The sequence below is a fragment of the Streptomyces sp. NPDC026522 genome (genome assembly GCF_055567555.1).
The window spans coordinates 222,386-237,870 of the sequence record NZ_JBVHQF010000001.1 but is presented as its reverse complement, the minus strand read 5'-3'; the positions used below and the strand labels follow the sequence as shown (position 1 = coordinate 237,870).

The 15,485-nt window shown below is 74.5% G+C and carries 13 protein-coding genes, 1 tRNA gene, 1 pseudogene and 1 riboswitch; of the genes and pseudogenes, 8 read left to right on the top strand and 7 right to left on the bottom strand.

From position 1 onward, the window contains the following. Positions 1-71: 71 nt before the first annotated feature. The gene (locus tag ACZ4M3_RS01000) at positions 72-593 is read left to right on the top strand and encodes an RNA polymerase sigma factor (RefSeq protein ID WP_467728954.1); all 522 of its coding nucleotides are present in this window, start codon (positions 72-74) and stop codon (positions 591-593) included. Between the two features lie 788 nt (positions 594-1,381). Then, positions 1,382-2,101 (top strand): annotated as a pseudogene (locus tag ACZ4M3_RS00995) (IclR family transcriptional regulator domain-containing protein); the annotation flags it as partial. A gap of 340 nt (positions 2,102-2,441) precedes the next feature. Here ACZ4M3_RS00995 and ACZ4M3_RS00990 read toward each other — a convergent pair. The 3 genes from ACZ4M3_RS00990 to ACZ4M3_RS00980 all read right to left on the bottom strand — a co-directional run bounded on the left by ACZ4M3_RS00990 (position 2,442) and on the right by ACZ4M3_RS00980 (position 5,359). Then, positions 2,442-4,085, bottom strand: a complete 1,644-nt coding sequence (locus ACZ4M3_RS00990; protein WP_467728952.1) for a serine/threonine-protein kinase — start codon at positions 4,083-4,085, stop codon at positions 2,442-2,444. Positions 4,086-4,195: 110 nt separating this feature from the next. Continuing rightward, positions 4,196-4,283, bottom strand: a tRNA-Leu gene (locus ACZ4M3_RS00985). A 134-nt stretch (positions 4,284-4,417) separates the two neighbouring features. Further along, on the bottom strand, positions 4,418-5,359 hold the full coding sequence (locus tag ACZ4M3_RS00980) for a beta-ketoacyl-ACP synthase III (RefSeq protein ID WP_453352650.1): 942 nt from the start codon (positions 5,357-5,359) through the stop codon (positions 4,418-4,420). A 221-nt stretch (positions 5,360-5,580) separates the two neighbouring features. On the opposite strand from ACZ4M3_RS00980, the gene fdhD reads away from it, so the two are divergent. Next, positions 5,581-6,408, top strand: coding sequence for a formate dehydrogenase accessory sulfurtransferase FdhD (fdhD, locus tag ACZ4M3_RS00975; RefSeq protein ID WP_467728950.1), 828 nt, complete (start codon positions 5,581-5,583; stop codon positions 6,406-6,408). Between the two features lie 12 nt (positions 6,409-6,420). Here fdhD and ACZ4M3_RS00970 read toward each other — a convergent pair whose 3' ends face one another. Beyond that, positions 6,421-6,858, bottom strand: a complete 438-nt coding sequence (locus tag ACZ4M3_RS00970) for a (2Fe-2S) ferredoxin domain-containing protein (RefSeq protein ID WP_467728949.1) — start codon at positions 6,856-6,858, stop codon at positions 6,421-6,423. A 9-nt stretch (positions 6,859-6,867) separates the two neighbouring features. Continuing rightward, positions 6,868-7,920, bottom strand: coding sequence for a bile acid:sodium symporter family protein (locus ACZ4M3_RS00965; RefSeq protein WP_467728947.1), 1,053 nt, complete (start codon positions 7,918-7,920; stop codon positions 6,868-6,870). 209 nt (positions 7,921-8,129) lie between these two features. Between ACZ4M3_RS00965 and ACZ4M3_RS00960 the strand changes: the two genes are divergently transcribed. The 4 genes from ACZ4M3_RS00960 (at position 8,130) to ACZ4M3_RS00945 (ending at position 12,471) form a co-directional block, all read left to right on the top strand. After that, positions 8,130-8,981 (top strand): LysR substrate-binding domain-containing protein, encoded by an 852-nt coding sequence (locus ACZ4M3_RS00960; protein WP_467730088.1) that lies wholly within the window; start codon positions 8,130-8,132, stop codon positions 8,979-8,981. Between the two features lie 173 nt (positions 8,982-9,154). Next, entirely contained in the window at positions 9,155-10,978 is a 1,824-nt protein-coding gene (locus ACZ4M3_RS00955; protein ID WP_467730086.1) for an AMP-dependent synthetase/ligase, read from the top strand. Positions 10,979-11,185: 207 nt separating this feature from the next. Continuing rightward, positions 11,186-12,034 (top strand): aldo/keto reductase, encoded by an 849-nt coding sequence (locus ACZ4M3_RS00950; protein WP_467728946.1) that lies wholly within the window; start codon positions 11,186-11,188, stop codon positions 12,032-12,034. Positions 12,035-12,045: 11 nt separating this feature from the next. Next, complete coding sequence (locus tag ACZ4M3_RS00945; RefSeq protein ID WP_467728944.1) at positions 12,046-12,471, top strand: RICIN domain-containing protein; 426 nt, start codon at positions 12,046-12,048, stop codon at positions 12,469-12,471. A 648-nt stretch (positions 12,472-13,119) separates the two neighbouring features. On the opposite strand, the gene ACZ4M3_RS00940 is transcribed toward ACZ4M3_RS00945, so the two are convergent. Next, positions 13,120-13,425 (bottom strand): 4a-hydroxytetrahydrobiopterin dehydratase, encoded by a 306-nt coding sequence (locus ACZ4M3_RS00940; protein WP_467728943.1) that lies wholly within the window; start codon positions 13,423-13,425, stop codon positions 13,120-13,122. Between the two features lie 137 nt (positions 13,426-13,562). Between ACZ4M3_RS00940 and ACZ4M3_RS00935 the strand changes: the two genes are divergently transcribed. Beyond that, positions 13,563-14,351 (top strand): helix-turn-helix domain-containing protein, encoded by a 789-nt coding sequence (locus ACZ4M3_RS00935; RefSeq protein ID WP_467728941.1) that lies wholly within the window; start codon positions 13,563-13,565, stop codon positions 14,349-14,351. A gap of 101 nt (positions 14,352-14,452) precedes the next feature. On the opposite strand, the gene ACZ4M3_RS00930 is transcribed toward ACZ4M3_RS00935, so the two are convergent. Next, positions 14,453-15,343, bottom strand: a complete 891-nt coding sequence (locus ACZ4M3_RS00930) for a bifunctional 5,10-methylenetetrahydrofolate dehydrogenase/5,10-methenyltetrahydrofolate cyclohydrolase (protein ID WP_467728940.1) — start codon at positions 15,341-15,343, stop codon at positions 14,453-14,455. A gap of 28 nt (positions 15,344-15,371) precedes the next feature. Beyond that, positions 15,372-15,464: riboswitch (ZMP/ZTP riboswitch) on the bottom strand. Between the last annotated feature and the right edge of the window lie 21 nt (positions 15,465-15,485).

Genomic DNA, 15,485 nt, shown 5'->3' with positions numbered 1-15,485 from the left:
TGAGCGATGGCGGACCGGAGGAGTCCGGCGGTGCCGTGGGACTGCCGAGCCGGCGACGGCAGCCGACTCCCATGACCCAGTGGGATCCGCCCGCACGCCTGTCCTATTGGGCCTTCCACACCAATCGACGGCCGGCGTACATGCGTTTCGCGTATCTTCAGCTCGGCTCCGACGCGGCCGCCGAGGACGCGGTGGACGCCACCTTCGACGCGATCATGAACGAGTGGCTCCGGATGCTTCACATGGACCGCCTCGACGCCTACGCCTGGACCGTCCTCAAGCAACGGATCGTCGACCGCCAGCACCGCCGTACGCCCAGCCCCGAACCGATGGACATCAGCGCCTTCGAGGCAGCGCTCAAGGAGGTCCACACCGACCAGTACGAGGTGCTCACCGACACCATCCGCTTCTACTCGGCCGTCTCCAGACTCGCCGAGCGCCAGCGGGACGCGGTGCTGCTGCGCTACGGGCTCCAGTGCAGCCCCGGCGAGGCGGCCGCCGTGATGGGCGTCGACGAGGCCACGGTCCGTTCGCAGCTCGGGCAGGCCCACCGTCGGCTCGCCCGCCTGCTCGACGCGTCCGCCGAATCATGAGGCCGCGAGAGGGCCGGGACTGCGACGGCATCCCCCGCTCCCTGGCCGAGTTCCTGGACCGGGCGAGCGTGCGCGACCGCTACCCGCACTACGACCTCGGCGCGGCGGAGGCCCGGCTGCTGCGCACCCCGCGCACCGGCCTGGGCCACGCCCACGGCCGCACCCGGCGCCGCTCCGGCTACGGCTACGGCTGGAGCGATCCGGCGCGGGACGTGCCGCTCGACGCCGAGCGGGCCCGGCGCGACCTCAAGGCCGTCTGCCTGGCCGTCGTGTGCGAGCCGAAGGCCGAGGCCCGGCTCCGCTCCTTCACCGACCGCTGCCACACCGACCTGGTCGGAGCCGTGGTCTTCGGCTGTCTGCTGCACCTGGCCGGCATGCGCGAAGGCGCCCGCTTCTGGTGGCAGTTCGCCGCCGGTTCGGGCCGGCCGCGGACCGCGCCGGCCGCGTACTGCCTCTTCCTCGACCACTCGCGGCGCGGCGAGCACCACGACGCCCGGGTCTGGGCGGTCGAACTCGGCCGCCGCGGGTTCCGGCCGGGCGGCCGCCGCGACCTGCGCGAGGTGCGGCTGTGCGCGCAGGCGGCCGTCCTGCGCTACGTGCGCCAGCTCGACGACCCCGACCTGGGACCGGTGCCGCTGCCGAAGCCCGGGCTGGCATCGGTGATCGCCGCGTTCCGTCCCCCCGCGGTGCCCGCGGCACCCACCCGGCTGGGCGCCGGCCCGCTGCGCCATCCGTCCCTGACGGCGGCGGCCCGCGTCAGCCGCTCCGCCGCCGGTCCGGGGGAGGCGCTGGCGCAGGCCCGCAGCGCCCTGGACGTCGTACGGGTCCTCGAACGGCACCCGCTGGGCGTACGGGCCGGCCGGCTCGCGCGGGAGGCGGGGCTGGCCGAGGCGGAGCTCCGTCCGCTCCTGGCGATGCTGTGCGAGGAGGAGTACGCGTACCGCCCGGGCGCCGGCGTCTACGGCCGCGGGCCGGCCCTGGACCGGCTCGCCGGACCCGGCCGGACCGGCCTGGCGGAGCAGTTGCAGCGGACGCTGGCGCTGGCGCGGGACAGCGCGGGCGCCGCCGTCTACCTCAGCCGGTACGCCGACGGCGAGGTCCGGATCACGCAGATGGCGGACGGGCCCGGTACCCCGCCGGTGCGGGAGTGGGTGGACTTCCGGGCGGCCGCGCACGCCAGCGCCGTCGGGAAGTGCCTGCTGACCCAGCTCGACCACGACCGGCGCGCCGATCACGTGGCCCGGTACCGCCCGGCCCGGCTCACCCGGCAGACCATCACCGACAGCAGGGTCCTGTTCAACGCCCTGGACGCGGTGGCCCCCGGCGCGCCCGTCTTCGACCTGCGCGAATACTCCCCCGGGGTGGTCTGCGCGGCCGTCCCGATCGCGGCGGGCGACGCCGCCGGGAGTCTCGCCCTCTCACTCCCGGCCACCCACGCGCACCGGTTGCGGCAGGCCACCGAGGCACTGCGCCGCAAGGCCGTGCCGGTGCTCCTGGCCCTGCTGCTGACCGGGGCGATCCCGCCGGACGCCCCGGACGCCGGGTCCTCGGCGCAGCCGCCGGACGCGCCGGTGCCGCAGCCGGCCGGCCCTGCGGGCATCACCCCGGAGGTCCTGCGCCAGCTGCGGAACATGTTCCGTACGCCGCTGACCGGTGCGGCGACCGCGGCCGCGCCCGCGGGCCCGCACCTGGTGAGCGATTCCGCGTCGGCGGCCGCGTACCTCTTCGACGCCGCTTCGGCGGGCGGGCAGCCCCGGCTGGCCCTGCCGCGCACCTACGGCCCGCTCAGCCCGGGCAGCCTCTCCGCGCCCGGCGGGCTGGTGGTGCTGCGGGCGTGGGACTGAGGCGTCAGCCGCCCGGGGTGAAGGAGTCCAGGGCGGCGTCGAAGTGGCCGCGCGCCTCGGCCGTCCGCCCGACGGGCGCGGAGACCCAGACGTCGTACATGCGGCCGTTCTCGTCCCAGCAGAGGTCGAAGGTGTGCCGGGCGCCCTCCGCCGTGGTGAAGCCGTTCCAGGTGAACTCCCAGAGCGCGGCGGGCAGTCCGTTGTGGGTGGTGGGGACGACCGAGGCGTCGCGGTAGCCCGGGTTGGTGTCGGCGCCGCCCGCGGCGAAGGCCCGCATGACGGCGAGCGGGCCGCCGGAGGCGGTCGGCTTGGTCTTGATACCGATGCGGAACGCACCGTCCGGGGAGACGTAGAAGACCCGCTCGTCGTCGGTGCCGCGCTGGTACCCCTCGGGTACGGCCAGGCTGAAACCCAGCGGGTCGGCCATGAGGTCGTAGCCGGCTGGTGCGGCGGGCCCGGAGGGCGGCGGCGTGGCCTGCGTCGAGGGGAGCGGAGCCCGGGCCCGCGGCGAGGCGGGGGCGGCGCCCGCGGGTACCGGGGAGAGCGCCGTACTGGCGGTGGGGCCCGGCGCGGTCCGGCCGGCCGGTTCCGCGGTCCCGCCCCGGAGCAGCGAGGTCACGGCCAAGGTGGCCACCACCGCCAGGGCGACGAGGGCGGCCACCAGGGCGGCCCGCAGCCCGCGCCCGGCGGGCCGCGGCGGCCCGCCGGGCGCAGGTGTGGGCGCGGTGGCGGGGGCCGGCTCCGGGGACGGGGCGGGCGGAACCGCGTCGACGGGCTCGGCGCCGGGCGCAGCCGGCACGGGGACCGGCACAAGCGCGCCCACCAGCGGGACCCGTCCCGTGGCCACGTACGCCGACAGCAGGCGCTGCGCCTCGGCCGCCCCCAGCCGGCGCTCCGGATCGCGCTCCAGCAGTCCCCGGACGACCGGCAGCAGCGGGCCCGCCTGCGCCGGCGGCCGGATCTCGGCGTGCACGACGGCGTGCAGGACCCCGCCGAGCGAGTCGCGGTGGAAGGGCGACTCCCCGGTCAGCGCGGTGCACAACAGCACGCCGAGCGACCACAGATCGGAGGCCGGACCGGCCGCCGCGCCCTGCATCCGCTCGGGCGAGGTGTACTCGGGCGAGCCGACGAACGCGCCGGTCTCGCTGATCGTGGTGGCCCCGGCGAGGTGGGCGATGCCGAAGTCGGTGAGCACCACCCGGCCCGTTGCGGCCTCCATCAGCACGTTCGCGGGTTTGACGTCCCGGTGGAGCACCCCGCGCGCGTGCGCCGCGCTCAGCGCGCCGAGCAGCGCGAGCCCGGTCCGCGCCGTCTCCTCGACGCTCAGCGGTCCCCCGGCGGCGAGCCGGTCGGCGAGCGAGCCGCCGTCGACGAGTTCCATCACGATGTGCGGGCGGCCCTCGTGGTCCACGACGTCGTGGACCACGACGACGTGCGGATGCCTGACCTGTGCGACGGTACGGGCCTCGCGCAGCGCGCCGCCGCTCTCCCGGCCGCCGTCGAGGTGGAGCTCCTTGACGGCGACGGGCCGCCCGAGCAGCTCGTCCTCGGCCCGCCACACGGTGCCCATGCCACCCCGGCCCAGCCGCTTCTCCAGTCGGTAACGACCGCCGATCACAGCACTGTTGCGCGGCTCGCCCTGCGACACGTTCTCCCCCTAGACCCGTTCCGGCCATGATGCCGCACGAGGCGTCGCCCGGGGGGAGCGGACGCGGGGGGCGCAAACGCAAAAGAACCCCACCGGAGTGGGGTTCCTGCTGGTGTCCGAGGGGGGACTTGAACCCCCACGCCCGATAAAGGGCACTAGCACCTCAAGCTAGCGCGTCTGCCATTCCGCCACCCGGACCAGGTGGTCGGCCCCGGTTTCCCGCGGCGACATGGACAACAATAGCAGGGGATCGAGGTGGTTCCGACCAGGTATTCGGACCCGGGGGCCGCTGGCGCACGGCGCTGACCTGCGGGCATGCGCGGTGGGGTGCGTCAGGGGCAGCGGATGACCTGGCCCGCGTACGAGAGGTTGCCGCCGAAGCCGAACAGCAGGACCGGGGCGCCGGAGGGGATCTCGCCGCGCTCGACCAGTTTCGACAGGGCCATCGGGATGCTCGCGGCGGAGGTGTTGCCGGAGTCCACCACGTCCCGGGCGACGACCGCGTTGACGGCGCCGATCTTCGCGGCGAGCGGCTCGATGATGCGCAGGTTGGCCTGGTGCAGGACGACGCCCGCCAGTTCCTCCGGGGTGATCCCGGCCTTCTCGCAGACCTTGCGGGCCAGCGGCGGGAGCTGGCTGGTGGTCCAGCGGTAGACGGCCTGGCCCTCCTGGGCGAAGACCGGGGGCGTGCCCTCGATCCGGACCGCGTGGCCCATCTCCGGTACCGAGCCCCACAGGACGGGGCCGATCCCGGGCTCCGCGCAGGCCTCGACGACGGCGGCGCCCGCGCCGTCGCCGGTCAGCACGCAGGTGGTGCGGTCCGTCCAGTCGGTGATCTCGGTCATCTTGTCGGCGCCGATGACCAGGGCGCGGGTGGCGGAGCCCGCCCGGATGGCGTGGTCGGCGGTGGCCAGCGCGTGCGTGAAGCCCGAGCAGACGACGTTGAGGTCCATGACGGCGGGCCCGCCGGTCATGCCCAGCTTGGCGGCGACGCGGGCGGCCATGTTGGGCGAGCGGTCGATCGCGGTGGAGGTGGCCACCAGCACGAGGTCGATGTCGCCGGGGTGCAGGCCGGCGTGCGCGAGGGCCTTGCCGGCGGCCTGGTAGGCCAGCTCGTCGACCGGCTCCTCGGGGCCCGCTACGTGCCGGGTCCTGATGCCGACCCGCGAGCGGATCCACGCGTCGTTGGTGTCGACCATCGCCTCGAGGTCCTCGTTGGTGAGCACTTTCGCGGGCTGGTAGTGCCCTAGCGCCACCACGCGTGAACCGGTCATGGGCGGGATCCCTCTCGTACGACTGTCAGGTTCACCCAGCTTTGCCTGCTACCGGCGGGTACGGGTGCGTGTGACCCGACAGGATTGAGGGCTCGTAATTTGGAGAATTCAGAGGATCTTCCTGCCGGGGGCACCCGGAACCGCACATCCGCGAGAATGTGCCCGGCAGGTGCGCGACGGACCGTAACGCACGTCAGAGCGACAGAACGTGGAGTGATCACATGGGACGGGTCACCGAACGCCGTCGCGTCGTCCGGATCCGCGGCGGGGTGGCCGGGGTCCGGCCGGACACGCTGGTGGCCGAGGAGCCGCTGGAGATCCGGCTGAACGGCAAGCCGCTGGCCATCACCATGCGCACGCCGGGCGACGACTTCGCGCTCGCGGCGGGCTTCCTGGTGAGCGAGGGCGTCCTCGCGCACGCCTCGGACGTCCAGGCCGTCACCTACTGCGAGGGGGCCACGGACGAGGGGACGAACACCTACAACGTGGTGAACGTGCGGCTCGCGCCCGGGGTGCCGCTGCCCGACATCTCGCTGGAGCGGAACGTCTACACCACCTCTTCCTGCGGCCTGTGCGGCAAGGCCAGTCTGGACGCGGTCCGCACCGCGACCCGCTTCCCCGGTCTCGCGGCCGATCCGGTGCGGGTGAGCGCCAAGGTCCTCGGGGAGCTGCCGGACCGGCTGCGTGCGGCGCAGAAGGTCTTCGACCGTACCGGCGGCCTGCACGCGGCGGCGCTGTTCTCGGCTGAGGGCGAGCTGCTGGACGTACGGGAGGACGTGGGCCGGCACAACGCCGTGGACAAGATCATCGGCCGGGCGCTCCAGGCCGGGCGGCTCCCGCTGGGCGGCGCGGTGCTGCTGGTGTCGGGCCGGGCGTCCTTCGAGCTGGCGCAGAAGGCGGTGATGGCCGGGATACCCGTACTGGCCGCGGTGTCGGCCCCGTCCTCCCTCGCCGTGGACCTGGCGCTGGAGTCGGGACTGACGCTGGTGGGCTTCCTGCGCGGGCAGGACATGAACATCTACGCGGGCGAGGAGCGCGTGACGCTCTGAGCCCGGCGGCCCTCACCCCTTGGCGCGACCCCGGCGGTTCCCGCGGGCCGCCGGCTTCGGGTCGGGGGCCGGCGGGTCGATGCGGTGCAGGTCCAGGGTCGCGGGCAGGGGGCTCGTGCCCGGGCCGCCGGACTCGGCCCAGGCGATGATCTCGTCGGTCGCGGTGTCGTCGAGGGCCCAGCCGAACCAGGTGGCCCTGGCGCCCCGGCGGCGGGCCTCGCTGGTGGGCTGGACGACGATCACGTTGGCCTGAGCGCAGGGGCCGAGGCAGTCGCTGGTACGGACGGCCAGGCGCCCGCCGGACGCGGCGGCGGCCTCGCGCAGCCGGGCCAGCTGGCCGGCGTGGTCGGTGCCGGGGTTCTTGCGGGGGTCTCCACAACAGCAGCCCCGGCAGACCACCAGGGTGCACGGGCGTTCGGCGTGGGCGGAGAGCGGGCGTATCCAGGTCACCGAGGCACGTTACCGGGCCCGGGCGGTGGGGTGTTGGACGGTGCGGGAGACCTCCGCCACACGGTGGGCGGGCAGTTCGGAGCCGTCGGCCGGAACCGGGTCCTGGGCGCGGCGGCGGGCCAGCACCGCACAGACCATCAGCTGCATCTGGTGGAACAGCATCAACGGCAGCACCGCCAGTGCGGTCTGCGGGCCGAACAGCACGCCGGCCATGGGCAGTCCGGCGGCGAGGCTCTTCTTCGACCCGGCGAACTGGATGGCGATGCGGTCGGCGCGTACGAAGCCCAGGCGCCCGGAGCCGTACCAGGTGACCGCAAGCATCACGGCGAGGAGTACGGCCTCCACCCCCAGCAGCGCACCGAGGCGCGGGAGGCTGACCTGGTGCCAGATCCCGGCGGCCACGCCCGCGCTGAACGCGGCGTAGACGACGAGCAGGATCGAGCCCCGGTCCACGTAGCCGAGCGCCTTCTTGTGGCGGACCAGGAAGGTGGCGACCCAGCGGCGCAGGGCCTGGCCCAGGAGGAACGGCAGCAGCAGCTGGAGCACGATCCCCAGCAGGGAGCGGGCGGAGAAGCCGCCGGTCGCGCCGCCCAGCAGCCCGGCGGCGAGCAGCGGCGTGAGGAAGATGCCCGCGAGGCTGGAGAACGAGCCGGCGCAGATGGCGGCGGGTACGTTGCCCCGGGCGATCGAGGTGAAGGCGATGGAGGACTGGACGGTCGAGGGGACCAGGCAGAGGAAGAGCAGGCCCTGGTAGATCGGTGGCGTCAGGACCCCCGGGACGAGCCCGCGGGCGGCCAGGCCCAGCAGCGGGAACACGGTGAAGGTGGCGGCGAGCACGGTGAGGTGCAGCCGCCAGTGGCGCAGGCCGTCCAGGGTCTCGCGGGTGGAGAGCCGGGCTCCGTAGAGGAAGAAGAGCAGGGCGACGGCTGCGGACTGGGCCCCCTCGGCGGCGCTCGCGGCCGGGCCCCGGGCGGGGAACAGCGCGGCGAGGGCGACGGTGACCAGCAGGGCCAGGACGTAGGGGTCCAGGGGGAACCGGGCGGGCAGACGGGGGCGGCGCATGGGTGCTCTCTCGCGGGGGCGTGGTGGCGGGCGGGCGTGGCGGGCGGGCGGGCGTGGCGGGTGTGACGGCGGGCGGGCGTGGCGGCGGGCGGGCGTGGCGGGCGGGCCGTTCCCCATGCTCGCCCGGGCGATGCCCATCGGGAAACCCGTACACCGCACTGACTGCCATCGCGATCCGCAATAAGCTGGCGGGGATGAACGGTCCCGGTATGTACGACCCGACCCAGCTCCGTACCTTCCTGACCGTCGCCCAGACGCTCAGCTTCACGCAGGCGGCGGCCCGGCTCGGGGTGCGCCAGTCCACCGTCAGCCAGCACGTGCGCCGGCTGGAGGAGGCGACGGGCCGGCCCCTGTTCGCCCGCGACACGCACAGCGTCGGGCTGACCGAGGACGGCGAGGCCCTCCTCGGCTTCGCCCGGACCATCCTGGAGGCGCACGAGCGGGCTGCGGCGTTCTTCACCGGTACCCGGTTGCGCGGCCGGCTGCGCTTCGGGGCGTCGGAGGACTTCGTCCTGACCCGGCTCCCGGAGATCCTCAGGACGTTCCGCCAGGAGCACCCCGAGGTGGACCTGGAGCTGTCCGTCGAACTGTCGGGCACCCTGCACGAACGGCTGGACGCGGGCCGCCTGGACCTGGTCCTGGCCAAGCGGCGCGGTCCCGGGGACGAGCGCGGCCGCCTCGTGTGGCGCGACCGGATGGTGTGGATCGGGGTGCAGGGGCTGCGGCTGGACCCGGAGCGGCCCGTTCCGCTGATCGTCTTCCCGCCGCCGGGAATCACCCGGGCGCGGGCCCTGGAGGTGCTGGAACGGGACGGGCGGGCCTGGCGGATCGCCTGTACGAGCGGCAGCCTGAGCGGGCTGATCGCGGCGGCCCGGGCGGGGCTCGGCGTGATGGCGCACACCCGGGGCCTGGTCCCGCCGGGCCTGGTCCGGGTCGGCGGGCTCCCGGAGCTGGGGCCGGTGGAGTTCGCGCTGCTCCAGGGGCGGCGTCCGACCCCGGCCTCGGACGCCCTGGCGGCCGCCGTCCTCTCCGGCGGCGACCGGCTGAGCCGGCCCGCCTGACCGCCTGACCGCCTGACCGCCTGACCGCCCCGCAGGGGTCTCCCGGGCCGCCCCGGTGCAGGTCATGCCCGCTCCGACGGGGGCGGGGGGATCTTGTGGAGGTTTCCCGGGGGGTGCCGGTCGGCCCGGTGCGTGGGATAGCGTCGCGGCGCCGCACGGAGAGGAGCGGGATGTTGCGCGAGTTCACCGTCCCACCCGTGGTCGCGGGCACGCCGTCCGGCGGCCTGGCCGACATCGTGTTCCAGCATGCCCGCGAGGACCCCGCCCGGGTGGTGCTCGGCCGCAAGACGGACGGGGCCTGGTGCGACGTGACCTCCGGCGAGCTGGCCGAGGAGGTGCTGGCGCTCGCCAAGGGGCTGCTGGCCCAGGGCGTCGGGTTCGGGGACCGGGTCGCCGTGATGTCGCGAACCCGGTACGAGTGGACCCTGTTCGACTTCGCGCTGTGGGCCATCGGCGCCCAGCCGGTGCCCGTGTACCCGACGTCCTCCGCCGAGCAGGTGCACTGGATCCTGTACGACTCCGGGTGCACGGGCTGCGTCGTCGAGAACGAGGACCAGGCCATGACCGTCGGCTCGGTCATCGAGCGGCTCCCGGCCCTGCGCAGGCTCTGGCAGCTGGACGCCGGGGCCGTGGCCGAGCTGGTCGTGGACGGGGCGTCGGTGGCGCCCGACGTGGTGCACCGCCACCGCCGAGCGGTCACCCCGGACGCGGTCGCCACCGTCATCTACACCTCCGGTACCACCGGCCGCCCCAAGGGCTGTGTCCTCACGCACGCGAACTTCATGTTCGAGGCCGACACGATGGTGACGCGCTGGGAGTCGGTCTTCCAGGCCGGGGCGGGCGAACAGCCGTCCACACTGCTCTTCCTGCCGCTGGCGCACGTCTTCGGGCGGATGGTCGAGGTGGCGGCGGTCCGCGCCCGGGTCAAGCTGGGCCACCAGCCGGTGCTGGCGGCGGCCGAGCTGCTGCCCGATCTCGCCGCGTTCCGGCCGACCTTCGTGCTGGGGGTCCCGTACGTCTTCGAGAAGGTGTTCGCGGCGGCCCGCCGCAAGGCGGAGGCCGAGGGCCGCACCGGCGCCTTCGACCGGGCGGTGGAGACGGCCGTGCGGTACGCGGAGGCGCGCGAGCAGAAGGCCTTCGGCTCCGGTCCGGGGCCGTCCGCCGGGCTGCGCATGGAGCACCAGCTCTTCGAGAAGCTGGTGTACGGCAAGGTCCGCGAGGCGATGGGCGGCCGGGTGCGGCACGCGATGTCGGGCGGGTCGGCGATGTCGCGCCGGCTGGGGCTGTTCTTCGACGGCGCGGGCATCACGGTGTACGAGGGCTACGGCCTGACGGAGTCGTGCGCGGCGGCGACCGCGAACCCGCCGGGGGCGACCAAGTACGGGACGGTGGGCCCTCCCATCCCCGGCGGCACGGTGCACATCGCGGACGACGGGGAGGTGTGGCTGCACGGAGCCCACGTCTTCTCCGGGTACCTGAACGACCCGCGCGGCACGGAGGAGGTGCTGCGCGGCGGCTGGCTGGCGACCGGGGACCTGGGCCGGCTGGACGAGGACGGCTACCTGAGCATCACCGGGCGCAAGAAGGAGATCCTGGTGACCTCCAACGGCAAGAGCGTCTCGCCGACGGCCCTGGAGGAACGGGTGCGTTCGCATCCGCTGGTGTCGCAGTGCGTGCTGGTGGGCAACGACCGGCCGTACATCGCGGCGCTGCTGACGCTGGACGCGGAGGGCGTCGCGCACTGGCTGTCGATGCGCGGCCTGCCGCAGCGGCCGGCGGCGGAGCTGGTGCACGACGAGGAGCTGACGGCGGAGGTGCGGCGGGCCGTGGTCGCCGCCAACACCCTGGTCTCCCAGGCGGAGGCGATCCGCACGTTCCGGGTGCTGGCCGGGCAGTTCACGGAGGAAGGCGGGCTGCTGACCCCGTCGCTGAAACTCAAGCGGAGGGCGATCGAGAAGGCCTACGCGGCGGAAGTCTCGGCCATGTACCGGCGCTGACGGCGGGTCCGGCGGGACATGTGCCGGACGGAGGACCGAGGACGACCCGAAGGCGGCCCCAAGACCACCCGGGTGGCGGGAATACGCCGCTCGTACCGCCGGTTGTGGCCCGACGACGCGCGCCGCGGGCGCACCGGCACGAGCAGCGCCGGAGCCGGTACCGGAGCGCCGCCCCCAACCCGTCCCGACCGCGAGGAACTCCCCGACGTGAACCAGGTCCCCGGCATCAAGCTCAACAACGGCTCCCTCATGCCCCAGCTCGGCTACGGCGTCTGGCAGGTCCCGGACGACGAGGCGGAGCGGGCGGTGGGCACGGCGCTGGAGGCGGGCTACCGCAGTGTCGACACGGCGGCGATCTACGGCAACGAGAGGGGCACCGGCCAGGCGCTCGCCGCGTCCGGGCTGCCGCGCGAGGAGCTGTTCGTCACCACCAAGCTGTGGAACGGTCCCTCGCGGCGCTGGGGCCGGGACGAGGTGCTGCGCGCGTTCGACGACTCGCTCGGCAAGCTGGCGCTCGACTACGTCGACCTGTACCTGATCCACTGGCCGCGCCCGATGCGCGACGACGTCCCCGGCATCTGGAAGACCTTCGAGGAGATCGCCGCGAGCGGCCGCGCGAAGGCGGTCGGCGTATCGAACTTCCGCCCGGCGGACCTGGAGCGGCTCGGCGAGGACTCCGCCCTGGTACCGGCGGTGAACCAGATCGAGCTGCACCCGCTCTTCCCACAGGACGAGCTGCGCGCGGTGCACGCCCGGCTGGGCATCACCACCGAGGCGTGGTCGCCGCTGGGTCAGGGCAAGGAGCTGCTGACGCTGCCCGCGGTCGCCGCGGTCGCCGCCAAGCACGGGCGCAGCGCGGCGCAGGTGGTGCTGCGCTGGCACCTCCAGGCGGGGCACGTGGTGATCCCGAAGTCCGTCACCCCGGCCCGGATCCGGGAGAACCTGGACGTCTTCGGCTTCGAGCTGGACGCCGCGGACACGGCCGCGCTGGACGCGCTGGGCTCCGGCCCCTCGGCCCGGCGGATCGGCCCGGACCCGGCCGTCTTCGACGTCTGAGGGGCCGGGGCATGAGCGTCCCCCGGGGGGTCTACCGGATTCGCAGCGTGGCCTGTGGTCTGTTGCTGCGGGTCGAGAGCGGGAACCGGGTCGGCGTGGGCCCGGAGGGTGCACAGGGCCCGGACGCCGCGCAGGAGTGGGAGATCTCGCCCGTCCACAGCGGGGGCGGGATCGTCCACATCGTCAGCGTCCGCGCCGAGCGGCGCCTGGACGTGGCGAACGCGTCGACGGAGAGCGGTGCCCGGGTGCAGGTGTGGAAGCCGAACGCGTTCGGCGCGCAGGAGTGGATCGTGGAGGAGCACCTCGACGATCCGGGCGTGGTCTCCCTGGTCGCCTGCATCAGCGGCCTGTCGCTGGAGGTGGACGCGGAGGGCCGGGCCCGGCAGGGCGAGGACGAGGACGCGCCGGCGCAGTGGTGGCGCCTGGAACCAGTCTGACCTCAGCGGGCCGTCAGCAGCCGGCGAAGCCGCTGACGAAGCCCTGGAGGCGGTACGTCGGCTCTCCGGGCGGGGTGTCCTGGCCGGGCAGCCGCCGCAGCCGGTCCGCGAGCTCCCGCGCGGTGGTACCGCGGGGGCTGATCCAGAGGCGTAGCGCCCGGCCGGCAGCCCGGCGGCCGCGCCGCGCGGGGTGCGGCCCTGCCCGCGGCCCGCGAAGAGCGCGTCCCCGTACGGCCGCAGCCCCGCCCCGGCTGCGTGGGCGGTGACCCGCTCCGCCCCGTCCGGGCGGCGTCGGTCAGGTGCGGGGCGAACACCTCGTCGATGTCGCTGCCCAGTCGTGCGCGGCGTCCTTGGTCGACGGTGGTCAGGAAGACCCCGCCGGGGCGCGGCACGCGCGCGGCCTCGGCGATGACGGCCACCACCGCGCCCGGTTCCCGCAGCAGGTGCAGCAGCCACACCGCGATCACCGCGTCCAGCGAAGCCGTTCGGTGCCGCAGCCCAGGTCCAGCAGGGTGCCCGCCGTGGGCGGGAGCAGGCCGAGGACGGCGGCGGCGGCCGCCGCGGCGCGCGGGGCGCCGCCGCGGGGGGCGGCGCAGACCTCGGCCTCCGCGGCGTAGTCGGCCGGCGGCGCCGGACCCGGGGCCGGCCTCAGCGGGCCCCGTGGGCGGGGGCCAGCGCCTCCACTCGCTCGGCGAGGGCGAAGTCGCTCGCGGTCACCGTGTCGCCCGCGCTGTGGGTGTTCACCGACACCCGGACCGAGTCGTAGCCGAGCGTGAGGTCCGAGTGGTGGTTCAACTCGTCCTGCACGACGGCGATGTGGGCGACGAGCGCGCTCGCCGCGAGGTGGCTGCCCAGCCGGTACGTACGCTGGATCCGGTCGTCCTCGAAGGCCCAGCCGGGAAGTTCCCGCAGCCGGTCCTCGATCTCCTTCTGGGAAAGCGGCTCGCCCGACATCCACACGCTCCTTCACGACCGGTCGGCCCCACTGACTGACGTGCTGTCAAGGTTCCCACAGCGGGCGCCGCGGGGAAGGTCCCGCGCACCGGTGCGTGCCGTTTCTTCCGGCGAAGCCCACCGCCTAACGTCGGACCATGACTTCGGCGAGTGTGGGTGCGCTGCTGCGCACGTGGCGGGAGCGGCGCGGGATCAGTCAGCTGGAACTGGCGGGGCGCGCCGGTTCCTCGTCCCGGCACATCAGCTTCGTGGAGAACGGCCGGTCCCGGCCGAGCGAGGAGATGGTGCTGCGGCTGGCGGAGCACCTCGACGTACCGGTTCGGGAACGCAACGTCCTGCTGGTGGCGGCCGGTTTCGCGCCGCGGTACGCCTGCACTCCGCTGGACGCGCCGGAGCTGGGCCTGCTGCGCGAAGTGCTGGAGCGGCTGCTGACCGCGTACGAGCCCTATCCGGCGCTGGTGGTGGACGCGACGTACCAGGTGGTCGCCGCGAACCGGGGCATCGCCAAGCTGCTGGAGGGCGTGTCCGAGCAGCTGCTGGCGCCCCCGCTGAACGCGATGCGGCTCGCCTTGCACCCGCAGGGGCTCGCCCCGCGGATCCGCAACCTGCGCGAGTGGCGCGGGCACCTGCTGGCGCAGATGGAACGGCAGATCGCGCTGGCCCGCTCGGAGCCGCTGCGCGCGCTGTACGAGGAGGTGTCGGCGTACCCGGTGGCGGAGGGGTCCGGCGGCGGTGCTCCGGCGCAGGCCGCTGCGTACATCGCGCTTCCGCTGGTGATCGAGCACGAGGGGCACGTCCTGTCCTTCGTGTCGTCCATCGCCACCTTCAACACCCCGATGGACGTGACCGTCGCCGAGCTGGCCATCGAGACCCTGCTGCCGGCCGACCCGGCGACGGCGAAGTACCTGCGCGACCCGAGCCCCTGAACCGCCCGGGCGCGGGGCGGCTGCCGGGTCCCGGCCCGGGCCGCGACGACGGCCCGGGCGGGGATCCACCGCTGTGGCCGGACCGGCCGCGCCGGGGCGGCTCAGAGCTCCGTGAAGTCGAGGCCGGCCTGGGCGGCGGCCGCCTTGACGGTCTGCTCCAGCAGGACGGCGATGGTCATCGGGCCGACGCCGCCCGGTACCGGGGTGATCAGCGAGGCGCGGGCGGCGGCCGACTCGAAGTGGACGTCGCCGACGTTGCCCTCGTTGTACCCGGCGTCCAGCACGACCGCACCCGGCTTGATGTCCTCGCCCCGGATGAACTCGGCCTTGCCGACGGCGGCGACCAGCACATCGGCCTGGCGCACGAGGGAGGGCAGGTCGCGGGTGCGGGAGTGGCAGTAGGTGACGGTGGCGTTGCGCTCCAGCAGCAGCATCCCGGCCGGCTTGCCGAGGATCGCGCTGCGGCCGACCACGACGGCGTGCTTGCCGGTGAGGTCCACGTCGTACTCCTCCAGCAGCCGCATGATGCCGCCGGGCGTGCAGGAGACGAAGCCGGGCAGGCCGAAGCCCATGGCGGCGAAGGAGTGCATGGTGACGCCGTCGACGTCCTTGCCGGGGGCGATGGCCTCGAAGGCGGCGCGTTCGTCGATGTGGTGCGGCACGGGGTGCTGGAGCAGGATGCCGCTGATCTCCGGGTCCTCGGACAGCTCGGTGAGCGTGGCGACGAGTTCCGCGGTGGTGGTCGCGGCGGGCAGCTCGACGTGGCGGGAGGTGATCCCGGCCTTGGCGCAACGGTTCTGCTTCATGCGGACGTACGTGACGGACGCGGGGTCCTCGCCGACCAGCACGGTGGCCAGACAGGGCGCGGTACCGGTGCGCTCGGTGAGCTCGGCGGCCCGGGCCGCGGTCTGCTCGGAGATGCGGCGGGCGAGGGCGGTGCCGTCCATCAGCCGGGCGGTCCGGTCCGGGGTGTGGGTCTGGGCAGTCGTCATGGGGGTCTCCTGAGCGTCGCTGCGGATCGCGGTTCGCCCAGGCGCGCGGCAGTAGGCGTACGGAGTACGCCGGGCCGCTCCCCGGTGGTGATCCACCCGAACGCCAGTCACGGCCCGCCCCCACTCTAGTCGACCTGCCGGG

Excerpts from the sequence above, each read along its gene's own strand:
- ACZ4M3_RS01000 (WP_467728954.1), top strand. The coding sequence starts at position 72 with ATGACCCAGTGGGATCCGCCCGCACGCCTGTCCTATTGGGCCTTCCAC.
- ACZ4M3_RS00980 (WP_453352650.1), bottom strand. The coding sequence starts at position 5,359 with ATGACCGGTTCACGCGTGGTGGCGCTAGGGCACTACCAGCCCGCGAAA.
- fdhD (WP_467728950.1), top strand. The coding sequence starts at position 5,581 with ATGGGACGGGTCACCGAACGCCGTCGCGTCGTCCGGATCCGCGGCGGG.
- ACZ4M3_RS00965 (WP_467728947.1), bottom strand. The coding sequence starts at position 7,920 with ATGCGCCGCCCCCGTCTGCCCGCCCGGTTCCCCCTGGACCCCTACGTC.
- ACZ4M3_RS00960 (WP_467730088.1), top strand. The coding sequence starts at position 8,130 with ATGTACGACCCGACCCAGCTCCGTACCTTCCTGACCGTCGCCCAGACG.
- ACZ4M3_RS00945 (WP_467728944.1), top strand. The coding sequence starts at position 12,046 with ATGAGCGTCCCCCGGGGGGTCTACCGGATTCGCAGCGTGGCCTGTGGT.
- ACZ4M3_RS00940 (WP_467728943.1), bottom strand. The coding sequence starts at position 13,425 with ATGTCGGGCGAGCCGCTTTCCCAGAAGGAGATCGAGGACCGGCTGCGG.
- ACZ4M3_RS00935 (WP_467728941.1), top strand. The coding sequence starts at position 13,563 with ATGACTTCGGCGAGTGTGGGTGCGCTGCTGCGCACGTGGCGGGAGCGG.
- ACZ4M3_RS00930 (WP_467728940.1), bottom strand. The coding sequence starts at position 15,343 with ATGACGACTGCCCAGACCCACACCCCGGACCGGACCGCCCGGCTGATG.